At 65.9% G+C, this 14,872-nt stretch carries 16 protein-coding genes and 2 pseudogenes; 12 read left to right on the top strand and 6 right to left on the bottom strand.

The features are described from left to right. Positions 1 to 132: 132 nt before the first annotated feature. From ACTMTF_RS33955 to ACTMTF_RS33930, 6 genes and pseudogenes are all read left to right on the top strand, one after another. The gene (locus tag ACTMTF_RS33955) at positions 133 to 720 is read left to right on the top strand and encodes a hypothetical protein (protein ID WP_441114342.1); all 588 of its coding nucleotides are present in this window, start codon (positions 133 to 135) and stop codon (positions 718 to 720) included. Between the two features lie 409 nt (positions 721 to 1,129). Next, positions 1,130 to 1,726: a hypothetical protein gene (locus ACTMTF_RS33950; protein WP_441114341.1), complete on the top strand. Its 597-nt coding sequence runs from the start codon at positions 1,130 to 1,132 to the stop codon at positions 1,724 to 1,726. 815 nt (positions 1,727 to 2,541) lie between these two features. Next, entirely contained in the window at positions 2,542 to 3,699 is a 1,158-nt protein-coding gene (locus tag ACTMTF_RS33945) for a DUF4041 domain-containing protein (RefSeq protein WP_441114340.1), read from the top strand. A gap of 464 nt (positions 3,700 to 4,163) precedes the next feature. Next, on the top strand, positions 4,164 to 4,721 hold the full coding sequence (locus tag ACTMTF_RS33940) for a DUF6461 domain-containing protein (protein ID WP_441114339.1): 558 nt from the start codon (positions 4,164 to 4,166) through the stop codon (positions 4,719 to 4,721). A 300-nt stretch (positions 4,722 to 5,021) separates the two neighbouring features. Beyond that, positions 5,022 to 5,193, top strand: a pseudogene (locus ACTMTF_RS33935) (transposase); the annotation flags it as partial. 250 nt (positions 5,194 to 5,443) lie between these two features. Next, positions 5,444 to 5,815, top strand: a complete 372-nt coding sequence (locus tag ACTMTF_RS33930) for a hypothetical protein (RefSeq protein WP_441114338.1) — start codon at positions 5,444 to 5,446, stop codon at positions 5,813 to 5,815. 293 nt (positions 5,816 to 6,108) lie between these two features. Here the strand turns inward: ACTMTF_RS33930 and ACTMTF_RS33925 are convergent, their stop codons facing one another. The 3 genes from ACTMTF_RS33925 to ACTMTF_RS33915 all read right to left on the bottom strand — a co-directional run bounded on the left by ACTMTF_RS33925 (position 6,109) and on the right by ACTMTF_RS33915 (position 8,198). Then, entirely contained in the window at positions 6,109 to 6,846 is a 738-nt protein-coding gene (locus ACTMTF_RS33925; RefSeq protein WP_441114337.1) for a cadmium resistance transporter, read from the bottom strand. A gap of 76 nt (positions 6,847 to 6,922) precedes the next feature. Then, positions 6,923 to 7,540 carry a hypothetical protein gene (locus ACTMTF_RS33920; RefSeq protein WP_441114336.1) on the bottom strand — a complete coding sequence of 206 codons (618 nt, stop codon included), beginning with the start codon at positions 7,538 to 7,540 and terminating at the stop codon, positions 6,923 to 6,925. A 70-nt stretch (positions 7,541 to 7,610) separates the two neighbouring features. Next, a complete protein-coding gene (locus ACTMTF_RS33915; RefSeq protein WP_441114335.1) occupies positions 7,611 to 8,198 on the bottom strand; it encodes a PadR family transcriptional regulator in 588 nt (195 codons plus the stop codon). 106 nt (positions 8,199 to 8,304) lie between these two features. Between ACTMTF_RS33915 and ACTMTF_RS33910 the strand changes: the two genes are divergently transcribed. Both ACTMTF_RS33910 and ACTMTF_RS33905 read left to right on the top strand, forming a co-directional pair. Further along, positions 8,305 to 9,438: a serine hydrolase domain-containing protein gene (locus ACTMTF_RS33910; RefSeq protein WP_441114334.1), complete on the top strand. Its 1,134-nt coding sequence runs from the start codon at positions 8,305 to 8,307 to the stop codon at positions 9,436 to 9,438. Positions 9,439 to 9,500: 62 nt separating this feature from the next. Further along, positions 9,501 to 9,737 carry a hypothetical protein gene (locus tag ACTMTF_RS33905; protein ID WP_441114333.1) on the top strand — a complete coding sequence of 79 codons (237 nt, stop codon included), beginning with the start codon at positions 9,501 to 9,503 and terminating at the stop codon, positions 9,735 to 9,737. A gap of 232 nt (positions 9,738 to 9,969) precedes the next feature. Here the strand turns inward: ACTMTF_RS33905 and ACTMTF_RS33900 are convergent, their stop codons facing one another. Next, entirely contained in the window at positions 9,970 to 10,845 is an 876-nt protein-coding gene (locus tag ACTMTF_RS33900) for an alpha/beta fold hydrolase (protein ID WP_441114332.1), read from the bottom strand. Between the two features lie 83 nt (positions 10,846 to 10,928). Between ACTMTF_RS33900 and ACTMTF_RS33895 the strand changes: the two genes are divergently transcribed. Then, positions 10,929 to 11,408 carry a MarR family winged helix-turn-helix transcriptional regulator gene (locus tag ACTMTF_RS33895; protein WP_441114331.1) on the top strand — a complete coding sequence of 160 codons (480 nt, stop codon included), beginning with the start codon at positions 10,929 to 10,931 and terminating at the stop codon, positions 11,406 to 11,408. 64 nt (positions 11,409 to 11,472) lie between these two features. Further along, entirely contained in the window at positions 11,473 to 12,624 is a 1,152-nt protein-coding gene (locus tag ACTMTF_RS33890) for an epoxide hydrolase family protein (protein WP_441114330.1), read from the top strand. A gap of 32 nt (positions 12,625 to 12,656) precedes the next feature. Here the strand turns inward: ACTMTF_RS33890 and ACTMTF_RS33885 are convergent, their stop codons facing one another. Then, entirely contained in the window at positions 12,657 to 13,175 is a 519-nt protein-coding gene (locus tag ACTMTF_RS33885; protein ID WP_441114329.1) for a hypothetical protein, read from the bottom strand. 123 nt (positions 13,176 to 13,298) lie between these two features. Between ACTMTF_RS33885 and ACTMTF_RS33880 the strand changes: the two genes are divergently transcribed. Further along, positions 13,299 to 14,009 (top strand): hypothetical protein, encoded by a 711-nt coding sequence (locus ACTMTF_RS33880; RefSeq protein WP_441114328.1) that lies wholly within the window; start codon positions 13,299 to 13,301, stop codon positions 14,007 to 14,009. 34 nt (positions 14,010 to 14,043) lie between these two features. Continuing rightward, positions 14,044 to 14,661 carry an SET domain-containing protein gene (locus tag ACTMTF_RS33875; protein ID WP_441114327.1) on the top strand — a complete coding sequence of 206 codons (618 nt, stop codon included), beginning with the start codon at positions 14,044 to 14,046 and terminating at the stop codon, positions 14,659 to 14,661. Here the strand turns inward: ACTMTF_RS33875 and ACTMTF_RS33870 are convergent. Beyond that, positions 14,551 to 14,865 (bottom strand): annotated as a pseudogene (locus tag ACTMTF_RS33870) (FAD-dependent monooxygenase); the annotation flags it as partial. The gene ACTMTF_RS33875 and the pseudogene ACTMTF_RS33870 overlap by 111 nt on opposite strands. Positions 14,866 to 14,872 lie beyond the last annotated feature (7 nt).

Genomic DNA, 14,872 nt, shown 5'->3' with positions numbered 1-14,872 from the left:
CACGCCACGCGGGGGTGTCGCCGTAGCACCTCCCGCGCCGTACTAACCGAACTCGCCGACCCAGCGCCGCACCGCCGCACGAGGCCAGTGCTCTGGTTATCCGGCGTCTTCGGATACCGCTAATGTGACGCCGTGATCAACAAGCCGCCTGGATTACCGTTTCTGATCGTCTTCTCGGCCGCAGCAACCTTCCTCTTGATATGGGCTAGCTATCCCTCCTGGTACGGGTTCGAGACGTTCAAGTTTGGGATCCCCATCGGCTTCCTCCTATTCCTCTACTGGACGATTCGGATCACATGGGCCGACCACAAGGGAAAGGCGCCAGTCGGCTCACTCAACAGCGCGCTCGCGCCGTGGTATATCGCCATTGCCGTCGGGCTCGCCCTCATCACCAATGCGCCGTTCTGGATCCGCTACACAATCTCCGAACCGAGCCTGAGAGCCTACGCCACAGCGGTGGATGAGAATCCTGGTCGCAAAGAGCCTTGCCAATGGGTTGGCCTGTACTACGTATGCGACGGAAGGCGGTACGACGATCTCTTGACAGGGGAAGAGATCCCCGGCAGTGCACGGCTGGTAGTCCGGGACCTGTTCCGGCAAGACGACAAGGGCTTCGTCTGGCTGACCTCTGGCGAACCAAACGAGAATGCCGATGGCGGCGACCGCTACACCCATCTCGAAGGGTATTGGTACAGCTACCTGTACGACAGTTCGTGGTAAGTGGTTGGCCCATCGAGCTCACGGGCTGATCGTCGGGCCACTAAGAGGGGTGACGAGGGGTCAATCACGGTCACTCATGACCGGTTTTCTGCCCAGCTCAGCGCCTTGTCGGACCGTGATCGATGCAGCTCTCAAGCTGACAGTGCGGGTTCGGTTCCCGTCGCCCGCTCTCATAACGAAAGCCCAGGTTGACCGATGGATTCGGTGCCTGGGCTTTCCTCTTGCATCGGGTCGTCGATCTCTCCGTGCCGTTAGCTTTTGATCATCCGGCGGGGGACCAGAGCTCCGGTCCCTCCGGCGTCCTCGTCGTCATCACGGGCTGCGAGTTGCCTTGCGGCATGAGCCCACAGCCCACAACATTTCCGAGGTCACCCGCGTCTGACTGACTATGACTTCACTTACCGAGCGCATGAGCCACCGCAGAGCCCGCCGATACGAAGCCAGGGCCGGCGTCGCCACCCTGGCCGCCTGCCTGACGGTCGTCTTGAGCGGAGGTGTCGCCAACGCGGCCACCGTGGACAGCGCAGCGGCACAGGGCGCCACCACCATCGCGGGGAATGCCAGCCATGCCGCCGACCGGGTGGACCAGGTCGACTGGGCGTCCGTAGTGGAGGCGGATCTGAACTGCCCCGAACCGGGTCCGCATGCCGCCAGGTACGTCGTGCGCGCCCGCGTCGCGGCCGTCGGCGACCTTACCCGTGACGAAAGGCGTGAGACCGTCGTCGTTGCGTCGTGCCCGAGCTCGACGTCGAGCAATCCCTTGATCGCCTTTGTCTACGACGAAGCCTCCTCGTCCTCGGCCCCGCACTTGCTCGGAAAACTTGGGGAGAACCGCTACTTCAGGTCCCTGAAAGTCACGATCGGGGGCGGGCATGTGCACCTGTACGGCAAAGCGGTCAGCGACCGAGCCCCCAGATGTTGTCCAGACCTGATCGTGAGCCAGACCTACAGGTGGGACGGCGCGAAGCTCCGCAGGACGGCGGAAAAGGCGAATCGCATCTCGTGACCACCGACCTGGTCTGCGACCCAGATCACCTGGGACCTGTGATTCGCCGCCCGCAACGTCTTCCTGGGTTCAGAAGGCGGCTTCCTGCACTTCCGCCGTTGGCTCGTCAGCCGTGAAGAAGAGTTCGCTCGAAGGTTCCCGCGGATCATGCGCCACTGCGGCGGGACGCCCGGATGAAGACCGGAAAGAAGCAAATAACGAAAAGCCGAGGTGGACCGGTTGATTTGGTGACTGCGCTTCGGTCTTTGCAGGGGCTGCCCTCGGCCGCGTGCCAGATCAGACGGGTCCTCAACGGTGACGCCGCGGGGGCGCTGACGTTCTCGTCCGAATGACAGCTCCATGAGCTTCGTATCGAACGTCCAGACCTGGGCCAGTCTTGCCGGATCGCGGGGAGCACCCGCCGAGAGTTGGCATCAAGACTCGCCAAACAAGGGCGTAAGCGTATGCGGCTGGACTGGCCCGTATACTTCCGGCTGCTTGCTTGATGTAACTCTTTTGGCGCTCACAGCTATCTCACCTGTGGACGCCTTGTTGTGTGCAGGTGAGGAGCGCTCATGACCGAGAACCGGTTCAACTCTCCCCCTGGTTGGCCGGCCCCGCCTCGCGGGTGGAAGCCGCCGCAGGGATGGCAACCTGATCCGTCGTGGCCGCCGGCTCCCCCGGGCTGGGAATTCTGGGTTCCGGAAGATAGGTCCGTTGCACCAGCAGTGGCCGCACCACAGCCACCAGAACGTAAGGGGGGCCTCTTCGGAGGCAAGAAGCGACTCGAAGAGGAAAACTCCCAGCTACGCCAATGGGTGGAGCGATTGGGTGGGATGGACGCCATGCGCATCGCGGCGATGACCGAGGCTCTGCATGTTGAGCACGCGGGACTGCAAACCGCCATCGATGATGTCACCCGACGCCTACGTGAGATTGAGCACCGAATCGTGCAGACCGAGGAGACCGTTCTACTCCAAGAGGTGGGTGTCTACGAGTACCGGCATCCACTGAGCGACGCCGTGGCTTACAAGGACCAACTCGTTCGGGTGAAGGCTCGGATCAAGGAGATGACAAGAGAGGGACAGGCTGTCGTCGGCGCCACCAGTTGGCAGGTGAACGGGTCGGCGGCTGAGGGACGCAAAATGGTGCGAGACTTCTCCAAGCTGATGCTGCGCGCGTATAACGCCGAGGCGGACAACTGCGTACGAACGATGCGCCCGTACAAGCTCCAGTCGTCAATCGATCGCCTGGAGAAGGTCGTGGAGACGATCGTCAAGCTGGGGCGGACCATGCACATCCATGTCCACCCCGACTATCACCGCACGCGTATCCACGAACTGGAGCTGGCTGCCGATTACCTGGCCAAGCAGGAGGAGGAGAAGGAGCTCATCCGCGCGCAGCGCGAGCAGCAGCGTGAGGAGGAGGCCGCACGCCGCGAGTTCGAACGTGAGAAGGCGCGCCTCCGCAAGGAGGAGGCGCACTACCGGTCGGCGCTGGCCAAACTGCTGAAGAACGGCACCGCGTCCGCGGCGAGCATGGATGAGCTCAAGGCCAAGCTGGAAGAGATCGGGGCGGCGGTCGCCGACGTCGAGACTCGTGAAGCGAATATCAGGGCGGGATACGTGTACGTCATCTCCAATCTCGGCGCTTTCGGCGAGAACGTCGTGAAGATCGGTATGACACGGCGCCTGGAGCCGGAAGACCGCGTTCGCGAGCTGGGTGACGCATCAGTGCCGTTCAGGTTCGACACTCATGCATTGATCTTCAGCGAGGATGCGGTGGGACTCGAGGGACGACTGCACGCAGAACTGAGTGATCGTCGGCTCAACAAGGTGAACCTGCGACGAGAGTTCTTCCACGCCACTCCGGCCGAGGTGCGCGATCTGCTACAGAAGATCGCTGGGCAACACCTCCTGGAGTACCGTGACACAGCCGAAGCCCTGGAGTGGCGGCAGTCCGTCGGGGCGACGGAAACCGTTTCGCCAACGTAGCTCCATCCGGGTCAGCGGATGGGGTACGCGTCCTCCAGTTCATGCCGGTCACCAGGGCCACCACGACCCATCGTTTGTTTGTAGCGTCACAGGTCGACGAGCGCTGTACTCAGTGCCACCTCAACGCGCAGCCAGGTGGATGATCTCGGTCGGCGCGTTGTTGTGCTCAATGATGGATTGCGGCAGCACGACCGGAGCTCTGGGATTCGAGGAGCTGGTAGGCCGCGATCCGGTTGGGCGCCTCTACTTTCCGACCGGAGATCTGGAACTCTTCGTGATCCGCAGTTGCCGCCTGCTACTGGGACCGTAGGCGCCTGAGGTGGAAGCTGGTCATCCCGCCACCATCGCCCGGGGACAAGCCGTTTCCTCTGCGCGGAGGTCCAGGTAGAAACTGAAGTGCCGCCGTGGCTGTCGGAGCCTGCTGCAAGGATTCCCGCAGCTATCGAGTAGTGCGGGGGAATGCGATGGACAGTACATCGGCCGCGGATTACGTTTGGCTTCGCGATGCATGGACGGATGGCGTCGGCACCACGACTCTGTGCGTCAACTTCGTACGAGGGTTGTCCCCTGCCGATGCGCTGCGGCGGATCAAGGTTACTCCGGGCGCCTCCGGAGAGTACGCTGTCGCAGCCTATTCGGCTGAGGGCGGGACCGCCCTGGCCGAGAGCGGATGGGCGACCAAGTACGTCGCCAACGTGGCGGAGCCGTTGTCCTTAGGCACAGCAGTGGCCACGGTTTTTGCTGACCTCAAGGGTGCGGATTTCACCTATGAGGCCAACGAGCAGATGGTCACCACGTTCAGCCTGTACAGCTACCGGTTGTGTGAGGGTGATCAGCCTGACCGACTTCTCGCCGACGTGCGCGAACTTGGGCTGTACCGGGATGACGACGGATATGCCGGTGATCCCATCTCCAGCGCTCTCGCCTTGGCTTCACGTGCCACCGGTGTACGCCTTTCCCGCAGCCAGTACGCCAGGCCCACACTCGTCGGCTCAACTGACCATCTCTATCCTTCCTGGTAGGGTCAGAGCTTTGATCACCGTGCCATTGACCTCGGCGATGAGGGGTCAATCACGGTCACTCGCGAGCATCCCAAGACTGTCGCTGACCAGGGAACCCACTGCACCGGCTTCGGGATGATCGCCGCGCGGCTCTGAGGTCCGTAGGCGGCTGAGGTGGAAGTCTGATCACCCCGCCTGCCTCACCGCGGGGCAAGCCGAGCGGGCCTGGGCCACGGGGCCGAGACCGTTTGTCCGGTGAGGGCTCCGCCTTGTCCTCGTGGCCCTGGTCCGTTTTCCCCCTTGGACGGGTCGGCGGCAGACGGCGTGGGCCATGATGTGGCCGGGCAACTGCTGGTCACTGCCGGAGAAAACGTCGATCGGTGCGCGAGGCCGCGTTCGCCATGCTCTGCGGAGCGGCCCACCGGCTTCTTCGGGCCGGACCAGCCGGCACCGGCTCATTCACGGCGGTGACCGGCAGGCCAACGCCGGGCTGTAGCGCATCGTAATGAGGAGAACCGCACCCACCCGCAACTACGTTCAGCGCCGCATCGCGGACGGCTTGTCGAAGGCAGAGATCATCCGGTGTCTCAAGCGCTATGTCGCCCGAGGGATTCACCGTACTCATGCCACGCGCCGAGGTCCCAAACGGTCATGAGTTGGCTTCCTGGCAGGCAAAGGATCATCGGGATGGCCAGTCGGGGCGAGGGCTTGCGCAGTGCGCACATCCCAGAAACCCTACGATCATGCTCACTGCACGGCAGCTTCTCGACTACCTCACCGGCCTTCCCGATGACACCCCTGTCGTGATTGACGTTCACGACGGTGACAACTGGTCGCTGCGGGTGGAGGAGCTCATCGTGACCACCGCCCAGGACGTGACACCCGGTGGGGATCCTTGGGAAGGCGACGAGGTCGAGATCTTCTGGGAACCCGGACTGAGAGGCTGGACCATGAACGGTCCGTCCAAGACGCTCTTCACCCTGGACGATCTGGAAGAGCTGCTCACCGAACGCGATGCGCTTCGCCGGGAGCTGGCGGATCTCCGAGCCGGCCTGTGCTTCTCCCCTGGCAAGAACCACGAGGAGCCGAGGACTGTGATGGGGCCGGAGCGGTGAGCATGACATCGAGGACAAGGGGGACAGGTCCACTCCGGGGCCGACCGGTTGACGCGGTGGTGCGCCGGCTCTCTGGGCGGAGTCAGTCGCTCGTGCCATGAGCTGCCCATGGACGAGGGTGCCTTCTGGGCACTCATAGAGCAGTCCGGCGGGAGAGCGGCACCAAGAAGGCGCGCCTGCAGTGGCTGGAGGAGCGACTCAGCGGACTTTCTGTGGACGACATCATCGCGGGATGCCCGGATGAGAACCGGGCAGAAGCTGGGCGTGGCAAGCTCGTCAGGTCCGAAAGCGCGTCAATGCCTGAGAACCTGGGTCCCGGCGAAGATCTCGGGCTGGACGAGGCGGGCGAGTGCGTCGTGGTCCTGCTGGTCGAGGTGAAGCACCGCGACGGACAAGGGTGGCGCCGAGGTCGAGATCGCAGCCTCGGATGAGGCCGCGCCGAGGAGTCCGGATTCGGCGACGATGAGGGCGCCGATGATGATGAAGACGGCCGGGACGAGCCACTGGCCGTGGCGTTCGACGATTTCGATGATCTTCTTGTGGGAGCCGAGCCAGGATCCGGCCAGGCACCACAGGGCGACGCCGACGGCGAAGACGCCGATGGTGAGGAGTGCGGAGGCGGTGCCGATGGTGCGGAACACCGGGGTGTAGACCGAGATGTTGTCGGCGCCGTTGGCGATCGTGATTCCGGCGACCGAGATCAGGCCGGTGGCCACCGCTGGGGAGGCGTCGTCAGCGGAGCCGTGGGCTCGGGTCGCGGCGATGAGGCCCCGGACGCCCAGGGCGATGGGGAGCAGGCCGAGCAGCCCGACGTAGTCGTCGGGGATCAGGGTCAGGCCGAGTGCGGCGATCACCGATACGACGACGAGTACGGCGATGCCGGTGTACTGGCCCGCCCAGATCTGCCAGGCCTTGGGTGGCCCACCGGCCCGGGAGGACAGGAACAGCACGGTCAGCACGATGAGGTCGTCGATGTTCGTGCCGACGAACATGGCGGCGGCCGTACCGAGAATGCCGAGAATCCCGTCCACAGGCACAGAACCTATCCCGCCTCTCTATGGGAAGGCGGTGCGCGCACAGTCCTGTGGCGCCTGCCAGGGCCTCTGATCATGCGGGAGAACGGGCGAGGCGGTCGTAGACCATGCGCCGGCGTTCCGCCGAAAGACCGCGAGCAGTCATGGCCCTGTGCAGAAGATCGGCGTCGCACCCCTGCGCCGCCATGTGGTCGAGGAGAGGTTCGTAGCGGTCTGATCGATCGCGCAGGAGTTCTGTGGCCAACCGCAGTTCCAGGCGCACCACCGGAACGCGATGCGCGCCACACGGGATCAGGACGTAGTGCTGCCACGGGCCCCGGCCGATGCACTCCATCTCATCGAAGTCGGTCTCCTGCTCAACCGTGCTGATCTCTACGTGCACCCCGTTCACCTCGTACCTGGCGAAATACTGCGAACTCTCGGGGAGCCAAGACGCCGCATACAGACAGGGAAAGGACGAGAGAGCGGCAGCGACCGTGTCCACGTCCTCCCGCCGAGCCACCAAGAGGTCGACATCTCCGACAGGAAGGTGAACGCCTTGCAGCAGGGCCGCACCCGTGCCACCCATGCGGTACATCGGGTCGGCCCCCGCAGCCCTCAGAGCGGTGAGAGTCGTGTCCAAGGCGGACGTTACGTCATGCAGTCGTAGAGATGCCTCACCCATGCCCATGACGATCAGCGTAACCATCATGGACCTCCAAGGTCAGGCCACTGGCTGCCGGGTCATGAAATCTGCATCGGCCGAGGTGACGAGGGGTCGATCACGGTCGCGCACGGACTTGTCCGCCGGAGCCGTGACCCGCGTTCCCCGCTGGATTCGGTGTCTCGTGCCGGTCGATGTGATCGCGGAACCAGTCGAGCATGAAGCGGTGTGCGGCGAGGCCGTAATCGAGCGTCGCGCGCTGATGAGTGGCGAGGTCGCGGTGCTCTTCAGGGACGTCCACGGTATCGAGGTGCGTGTCGAGGGCCGTGAGCGTCGCGAGGCCGGACTCGATGCGCGCCGTGATGCGGCGGAGCACCGGTACGCGTTCGGCCGGTTCCAGCAGACCGAGGAAGTAGAGCCTGGACAGCGCGGCGGTCTCCAGATCCGGCCCAGCCAATTCCCCTGTCATCCACGCGCGGAAATCCTGACGACCGGCATCGGTCAGGCGGTACACCTTTCGCCCCCGACCGCCGGCCTCGACGCTGGCGACCTCGATGAACCCCCGCGTGAGCAGGGTGTCCAGCGCGCGTTTGATGCTGCCGGGGCTGGCGCTGTAGAAGAGCGCGACGCCGGCCTCGAACACTTTGATGAGGTCGTAGAAGGTGCGCGGGGTGATCAGGAGCAGACCGAGGATCACATGGGCCATCGCCCAAGTCTAAGGCCGTTGACTCTCATGGATATGTCTAGTAGATATGTTGACCCATCAGAGGTCGACGGGGCCTGTTGAGGGGACGGAGACAAGGGACAGCCACGTGACATCGCCGCTCACCACGACCTCCGCACATGACAATCACGTGCCCGACGACGTTGACGCGCGGCTGACGGGCCTGCTGGCGAGACTGGTCGCGCAACGCGGCGTACATCACGCCAACCTCGCCGTCACCAGCGGAGACGGAAAGCAGCGCTGGTCCGCCGCCGCCGGCCCCGCCGATCATCCGCTGCGCCCCGATACGCCGTTCTTCATCGCGAGCGTCACCAAACGTTTCATCATCACCCTGGTGCTGCAGGCGTACGAGCGCGGCGAGCTCGACCTGGCCGCGCCGATCAGCAGCTACCTGCCGGCGGAGGTGAGCGCCGGACTCCATGTCCTGGGGGGAGTCGACCGGACGTCCGCGATCACGGTGCGCCACCTCGCGAGTCACACGTCTGGATTGCCCGACCACTTCGAGAAGCGTCGTGACGGCCCCAGCTTGTATGAGCACCTCGCCGCCGGTCAGGACCGGGCCTGGACCTTCGAGGACACGATACGGACTACGCGCGAGCAGCAGCGCCCTCATTTCGAGCCGCAGGACCTCGCCGCCGCCCGGCAGAAGGCCCGCTACTCCGACACCGGCTTCCAGTTGCTCATCCGCATCGTGGAGACGGTGACCGACCGGTCGTTCGCCGATCTGCTGACCGAACGGGTCCTCGGCCCGCTCGGCCTGACGCACACCTGGCTTCCGGGGCATCGCCCGCCAGATCCGGCGACCCCGCCGCCCTCACCGCTCTACGCGAAACAGCGGCGCGTGGAGCTGACCTCGATGATCGAGTCCTGCAACGACCTGTTCAGCACCACCGGCGATCTCCTCACCTTTCAGCGAGCGCTCCTTGACGGTCGGCTCTTCGGCGACCCTCGCTCACTGAAGTTGCTCACCGAGCGGCGCAACCGGCTGCGCAACATCCCCATCCTCCGGTACGGGCTGGGCACGATGTTCTTCAAGGTCGGTCGGCTCATGTCACCGGGCCGCCGCCCTGTCACGCTCGTCGGCCACTCCGGCGCCACCGGGACGTGGCTCTTCCACTGTCCGGAGCTCGACCTGCACCTGGTCGGCACCGTCGACCAGACCAAGGGGCAGGCCATCCCCTTCCGATTCATGGCGCGTTGCCTGGGCGTCTGGCGAACCTGAGGGCGAAAGGCGGGCCTGCGCGAGTCCAGCGCCCGATCATACGGTTCGCCTAGATTGACCTGATGGACGACAACCCCGCGCAAGCGGACGGACGCCATGCGGAGCTCCGCAGGCTCGGCGAGATCGAACGCCGGATGACGCTGGAGCTTCGCGACGTCCGCAAGGAGATCGCCGACCTTGTCCAGCAACTCCTCCCTCACCACGCCCGCATCGCGACCATTGAAGAGGTCATCGAGGCGAGCGGCTACAGCCGGACTTTGATAGACGCCCTCCGCTATAAAGATCATCCGTGGCAATGAACTGCCAGAAAGGGAACGTGAGCCGCAGGACGAGGCCCCGTTCTTCGGCGCCTGGTCTACGAGGTTCAGGGGTGCCGTTCTCCTGGGCCGCCGAACGTCTGGTCGTTGAGGCGGAAGCCGCCGGACTGGCGCTGAATCGCCTGGTCGCCACTGATTTCAGATGAATCGTGCTTATGTGCCGACCGGAGGAGGGCTTCCCCGCTGGTTCGATCGGCGTTGCGCAGCTCGTGCGTCAGGCGGGGTCGACGGCCGCGGTGAAGTCGCGGATGGCCTTGGCCAGTTCTTCGGGGGCCTCCATCGCGGCGTAGTGGCCGACGCCGTCGAGTGACACGGACCTGACCTCGGTCGACGTGGCGGCCTGGGACATGGTGCCGGCGGTGAACGGGCCGCCGCCCGCGCCGACCGCGAGCACGGGCACCCTCAGCCCAGGCGTCTCCGCGAGGGTCCTGATCTCATGGCCTTCCTTCAGCATCGACTGGTAGAGGCCGATCGCGCCGCGCCAGCCATAGGGGCGTGCGTAGGTGCGGACGAACTCGTCGATGTCGGCGTCGGTGATCGCGCCCGGGGTGGCGCTCATGGCGGGGAAGGCGAATCGGCCGAGGAACTCGCGTTCGCGGCCGGCGAGCAGCATCTCGGGGATGCCGGGCGCGGCGAGGACGCCGATGTGCCAGGCGCCGCCGCGGGTGACGTCGGCCAGCGTTTCGAGGCCGAACCCGGGCAGGCCCATCTCGATCGCGGTGAAGCTGAGCACATCGTCCGGATGGGTGGTGGCCAGGCGGAAGACCGTCGCGCCGCTGATGTCCTGCCCGGTGAGGTGGACGGGGCCGACGTCGAGTCGTGCGATCAGCTGGTGCAGGTCTTCGGCCGAGGTCGTGCTGTCGTACGCGCCCGGCTCGTTGGCGGAGTCGCCGAAGCCGCGCAGGTCTACGGCGAAGACGCGGTGGTCGGCCGCGAGCAGCGGGATGAGCTTGTGGAAGGTCCACCAGGTCTCGGGGAACCCGTGGACCAGCAGGATCGGCGATCCGCCGGTCCCCGCGGCGACGTAGTGCAGGGTGGTTCCGTTGACCTTGGCGCGGTGGTGGGTGACTTCCGGCACGGTGGCGGTCATGTCTCTCCTCGAATTCGACAGCCAAGGTGTCGAACGATAGACACCTAGGCTGTCGTTTGTCCAGCTGCTGTAGCGTGTTGCCCATGTCCCGCTCTGGTGCCGATCTGGCGCTGCTGCTCCTCGGAGGCTTCCGCACACTCGTCGACGCGGCGACTGCCGAGTTGGCCCGGCGCGGCTACGAGGACGTACGTCCCGTTCATGATTTCGCCATGCGGGCCATCGCGGCAGGAGCCGACAGCGCCTCAGAGCTGGGTCGCCGTCTGTCGATCTCCAAGCAGTCAGCGGCGCGGACCATCGCGGTGCTGCAGGAGCGCGGATACGTCGCACGCGACACCGACCCCCTCGACGCCCGCCGCAAACGCCTTCAGGTCACCGCACTCGGCTACGACGTCATGCGGCAAGGTGAAGCGATCTTCGACGAGCTGCGCGATCAGTGGGAGCGGCAGATCGGCGCCGCCGAGCTCAAGACCGTCGAGACGCACCTGGCCACGCTGGTGGGGGCGCAGCCGGTGCGCTTCGACAACCCCGGCTGGATCATCCGAGATCTCGGCGAGTCCGTATAGAGCTTGGTGATGGCGAGGGGTACGACCGAGGCCGGCAAATACTGAGGAGAAGGTGGCCATTTCCATGAAGCCCTGGCGTATCCCCGTGGATGACGCGGCGGTCGACGACCTGCGTGCCCGGCTGGGCCGGGTCCGCTGGCCGGATGAGATCAACGACCCGGTCTGGGGTTGGGGCGTCGACCAGTCCTACCTCCGGCACGTCGTCGACGCGTGGGCTCGTTTCGACTGGCGCCGCAAGGCGGACGAGCTCAACGAGGTTCCGCAGTTCATGGCGGACGTCGAGGGTCAGCAGCTTCATTTCCTCCACATCGTGGGCGCATCGGAAGGCGCCGTGGCCGCGCGGGTGCCGCTGCTGCTGCTCCACGGATGGCCGGGCTCGTTCGTCGAGCTGCTCTCCGTCGTCCCGTCTCTCACGGCCGCCGCGGCGTCGCGGGGGCTCGTGCTCGACCTGGTGATCCCCTCGCTGCCGGGGTTCGGGTACTCCTCCCGTCCGACCGCCCCGGGCACGTCGCCCGAGGTGGCCGCTCGGTTGTTCCACACCCTGATGAGCGGGCTCGGCTATTCGCGGTACGCCGTCCAGGGCGGGGACATCGGTGCCGGCATCGCCATGCGCATGGGACTTCGTGAGCCCGGCGCGGTCGTCGGGGTCCACCTCAACTTCGCGTCGTTCCTGTTCGAGGACGGCGCTGACGAGGCCCCGGACGGGCCCGGGGCCCGCTATGACGCCCGCCGGCAGGCCTGGTCGCGCGAGGAAGGCGGCTATCTGCACGTGCACGCGACACGTCCGCAGACCCTCGGCTACGCGCTCGCCGATTCGCCGGTGGGCATGGCCGCGTGGATGGTCGAGAAGTTCCATGCTTGGACGGACCGTAGCGCGACGGGCGGCGCGGTCCCCGTGGGGCTCGACGAGATCCTGACCAATCTCAGCGTGTACTGGTTCAGTGAGACCATCACCTCGTCGATGCGGATGTACAAGGAGAGCGCGGCGGACCCGCTGGTGCTCTCCCCCCGACGTCGCATCGAGGTTCCGGTCGGTTTCTCCGCGTTCCCGCACGAGTTGCCGATCCAGCCGCGAGAGCGGCTGGATCAGGTCGCGAACCTCGTGCGCTGGACCGACATGCCCCGCGGCGGCCATTTCGCCGCCATGGAGGCTCCGGACCTGCTGGGTGAGGACATCGCCCAGTTTCTCGCCGGCCTGCCGGCCGTGCGCTCCTGATCCGGATCGCTCCGGCTCTTTCGCGAGCCGGCTCAATGAGAGCGTTCAAAGTCCAGCCAGCGCTGGAGGGATGAACTCGTGGATTTGAGTACGGCGGGATGATCTGGGGGCGCAGGCCAGATCTGCAGAAGATAATGCTCGGTCACCGTTTCGTAGCTCTCCTCATCCATTCCTCTGGCGTGGTACCGCAAACGATATGTTCCGGGGCCGGCGGAGAGCGGAGGAAGAGTATGCGCCCTCGCTCCTCCCCATTCCTCCAGCGAGACCCGGCCCGACGGCGAGTCGAAGCCGATCTCGACGATGTCTTCGTAGCCTTCGAGGTCAGCGCCTGGATCCCGATCGGCCACAGCCACCGTGAACCCCACCGTCCCGTACTGAAGACCTACGAACAGGAGGGCCTTGCCTTTTTCCACTCGGACGATCCCGGCAGGGTCGCTCGGCACGCCATTGAACTCGCCGGCAGAGCTGCACTCGTCGTCCACGAGATAGGTCTGGCCGTAATCCACCTCCAATTGTTCGACATGCACTACGGAGGTCTCATCCATGCTCATGGGCCGGAAGCATAGGCGCCGTCGGCGACAAGATCGTACCCACCGTCATCTGACTTTCGACAAGGGTATGAGTTGACGATCGGCGGATGAATCGCCTGCCTCATCCGCGGCAGGCTCGCCCCCATGGAAACATCATTTCCCGGACGGTGGATCGGCGGCGTGACGCTCGTCCTGGGGCCGGTCGTCCTGTGCGCCGGATACCTGCTGCGTCACCTGAGCTCCACGACCACCCTCACCTCTCAGCAGCAGGCGTGGGCCGAGGCGCAGCCGTTCGCCGCTTACGGCCAGCTCCTCGCCTACGCCTCACAACCCGCCCTGCTCACCCTCGCGTACGCGGTGTTCGCGCTGGGGGTGGTGCTGCTCTTCCCCGCCTTCATCGCCCTGGCCCAGCGGGTCGGCGGCGGCCTCGCCTGCTGGGGTGCCGCGCTGCTGGTGGCCGGGCTCTTCGCCCGCCTGTACTTCGCCGGCGCCGATCAGACCGCCTTCCAGCTCACCGAGGTCCTCGGGCTGGACCAGGCGACGAACGCCATCATGAAGGAGTACGTCGACATCACCTACGGGCCGTGGCGGGTGCCGGTCTGGGCTTCGGTCGGCCAGTACGCGGGCTCGCTCCTGCTGGCCATCGCCGCCTGGCGTTCGGGCGTCCTCGGCACCGCCCGCGCCGTGATGCTGCTGCTGGCGGGAGGCACCTGGATGGGCGTCCTGAAGGCCGCCTCGGTTCCCGATGTGCTGGTCACGGTCCTGCTCTGCGTGGCCCTGGTCCCGCTGGGCACACAAGTCCTGCGCGGACGGCCGCCGGCCCCGACCGGCCGACCGCAGGTCCTGAGCTGGTGAAAGAAGGCAGCGTGGAATGGAGGAAAGTCGCACCATGAGCGAGACCTACGCGACGGACTGCTGGCTCACACCGAGCGCCCAGCCCCGGTTCTCTCCGATCCACGGCACCGGCCTGTTCGCCGTCGAACGGATCCACCAGGACGAGGTCGTCATGCGGCTGGGCGGACAGGTCATCACCGATGAGACCCTGGCCGGGCTCCCGCAGCCGTACAGCAGCCTGACCGTCGAGGAAGGACTGCACCTCCTTCTCGACCCGGCCCATCCAGTGCGGTACGGCAACCACTCCTGCGACCCCGACCTCTGGCACCACGACGCGACGACCGTGGTGGCCCGGTACGACATCAGCCCGGGCCAGGAGCTGACCATCGACTACGCCACCCACACCGGTGTCGGAGCCTGGTCGATGGCCTGCCGTTGCGGCAGCCCCCTCTGCCGCCGCACCGTGACCGGTGAGGACTGGCGACTGCCTCACCTCCAGGCGGCGTACGGCGACCACTGGAGCCTGCCTCTGCTCCAGCGCATCAAGCGGCCGGCGGGACCTTCAGGCGTGCCAGAGGGCGGCGAGTTGCCGGGTGGCCAGGCGGGACGGCACAGCGCGCAGCAACAGGTCCCGCGCCCAGGCGGCGATGCCGGTCCTGGAGGTCAGCCGTGACTGCCGGGACGCCGCCCGCATGATGCGGTTGGCGCTGGGCCTGCGGTCGGCGTCGTAGCGCAGGAGTCGCTGGGCGACGTCCGCCCCCTCGGCGCCGGTCAGGTGGCGGGTCAGCGCGGCCGCGTCCTCGAAGGCCTGGCTGGCGCCCTGGCCCAGGTCAGGCGGCATGGCGTGCGCGGCGTCGCCGAGCAGTGCGATCCTGCCGAACGCG

It is taken from the genome of Nonomuraea sp. ZG12, assembly GCF_052068115.1.
GTDB lineage: Bacteria > Actinomycetota > Actinomycetes > Streptosporangiales > Streptosporangiaceae > Nonomuraea.
Note: the sequence above shows the minus strand (reverse complement) of the source record. Positions and strands in the feature narration are given on the sequence as shown.

What these genes read in the sequence shown, in the direction of transcription:
- ACTMTF_RS33915 (WP_441114335.1), bottom strand. Translation starts at nt 8,198, where the DNA reads ATGGCCCATGTGATCCTCGGTCTGCTCCTGATCACCCCGCGCACCTTC.
- ACTMTF_RS33895 (WP_441114331.1), top strand. Translation starts at nt 10,929, where the DNA reads ATGTCCCGCTCTGGTGCCGATCTGGCGCTGCTGCTCCTCGGAGGCTTC.
- ACTMTF_RS33930 (WP_441114338.1), top strand. Translation starts at nt 5,444, where the DNA reads ATGCTCACTGCACGGCAGCTTCTCGACTACCTCACCGGCCTTCCCGAT.
- ACTMTF_RS33885 (WP_441114329.1), bottom strand. Translation starts at nt 13,175, where the DNA reads ATGAGCATGGATGAGACCTCCGTAGTGCATGTCGAACAATTGGAGGTG.
- ACTMTF_RS33880 (WP_441114328.1), top strand. Translation starts at nt 13,299, where the DNA reads ATGGAAACATCATTTCCCGGACGGTGGATCGGCGGCGTGACGCTCGTC.
- ACTMTF_RS33950 (WP_441114341.1), top strand. Translation starts at nt 1,130, where the DNA reads ATGAGCCACCGCAGAGCCCGCCGATACGAAGCCAGGGCCGGCGTCGCC.
- ACTMTF_RS33945 (WP_441114340.1), top strand. Translation starts at nt 2,542, where the DNA reads ATGGACGCCATGCGCATCGCGGCGATGACCGAGGCTCTGCATGTTGAG.
- ACTMTF_RS33905 (WP_441114333.1), top strand. Translation starts at nt 9,501, where the DNA reads ATGGACGACAACCCCGCGCAAGCGGACGGACGCCATGCGGAGCTCCGC.
- ACTMTF_RS33900 (WP_441114332.1), bottom strand. Translation starts at nt 10,845, where the DNA reads ATGACCGCCACCGTGCCGGAAGTCACCCACCACCGCGCCAAGGTCAAC.
- ACTMTF_RS33920 (WP_441114336.1), bottom strand. Translation starts at nt 7,540, where the DNA reads ATGATGGTTACGCTGATCGTCATGGGCATGGGTGAGGCATCTCTACGA.
- ACTMTF_RS33940 (WP_441114339.1), top strand. Translation starts at nt 4,164, where the DNA reads ATGGACAGTACATCGGCCGCGGATTACGTTTGGCTTCGCGATGCATGG.
- ACTMTF_RS33890 (WP_441114330.1), top strand. Translation starts at nt 11,473, where the DNA reads ATGAAGCCCTGGCGTATCCCCGTGGATGACGCGGCGGTCGACGACCTG.
- ACTMTF_RS33875 (WP_441114327.1), top strand. Translation starts at nt 14,044, where the DNA reads ATGAGCGAGACCTACGCGACGGACTGCTGGCTCACACCGAGCGCCCAG.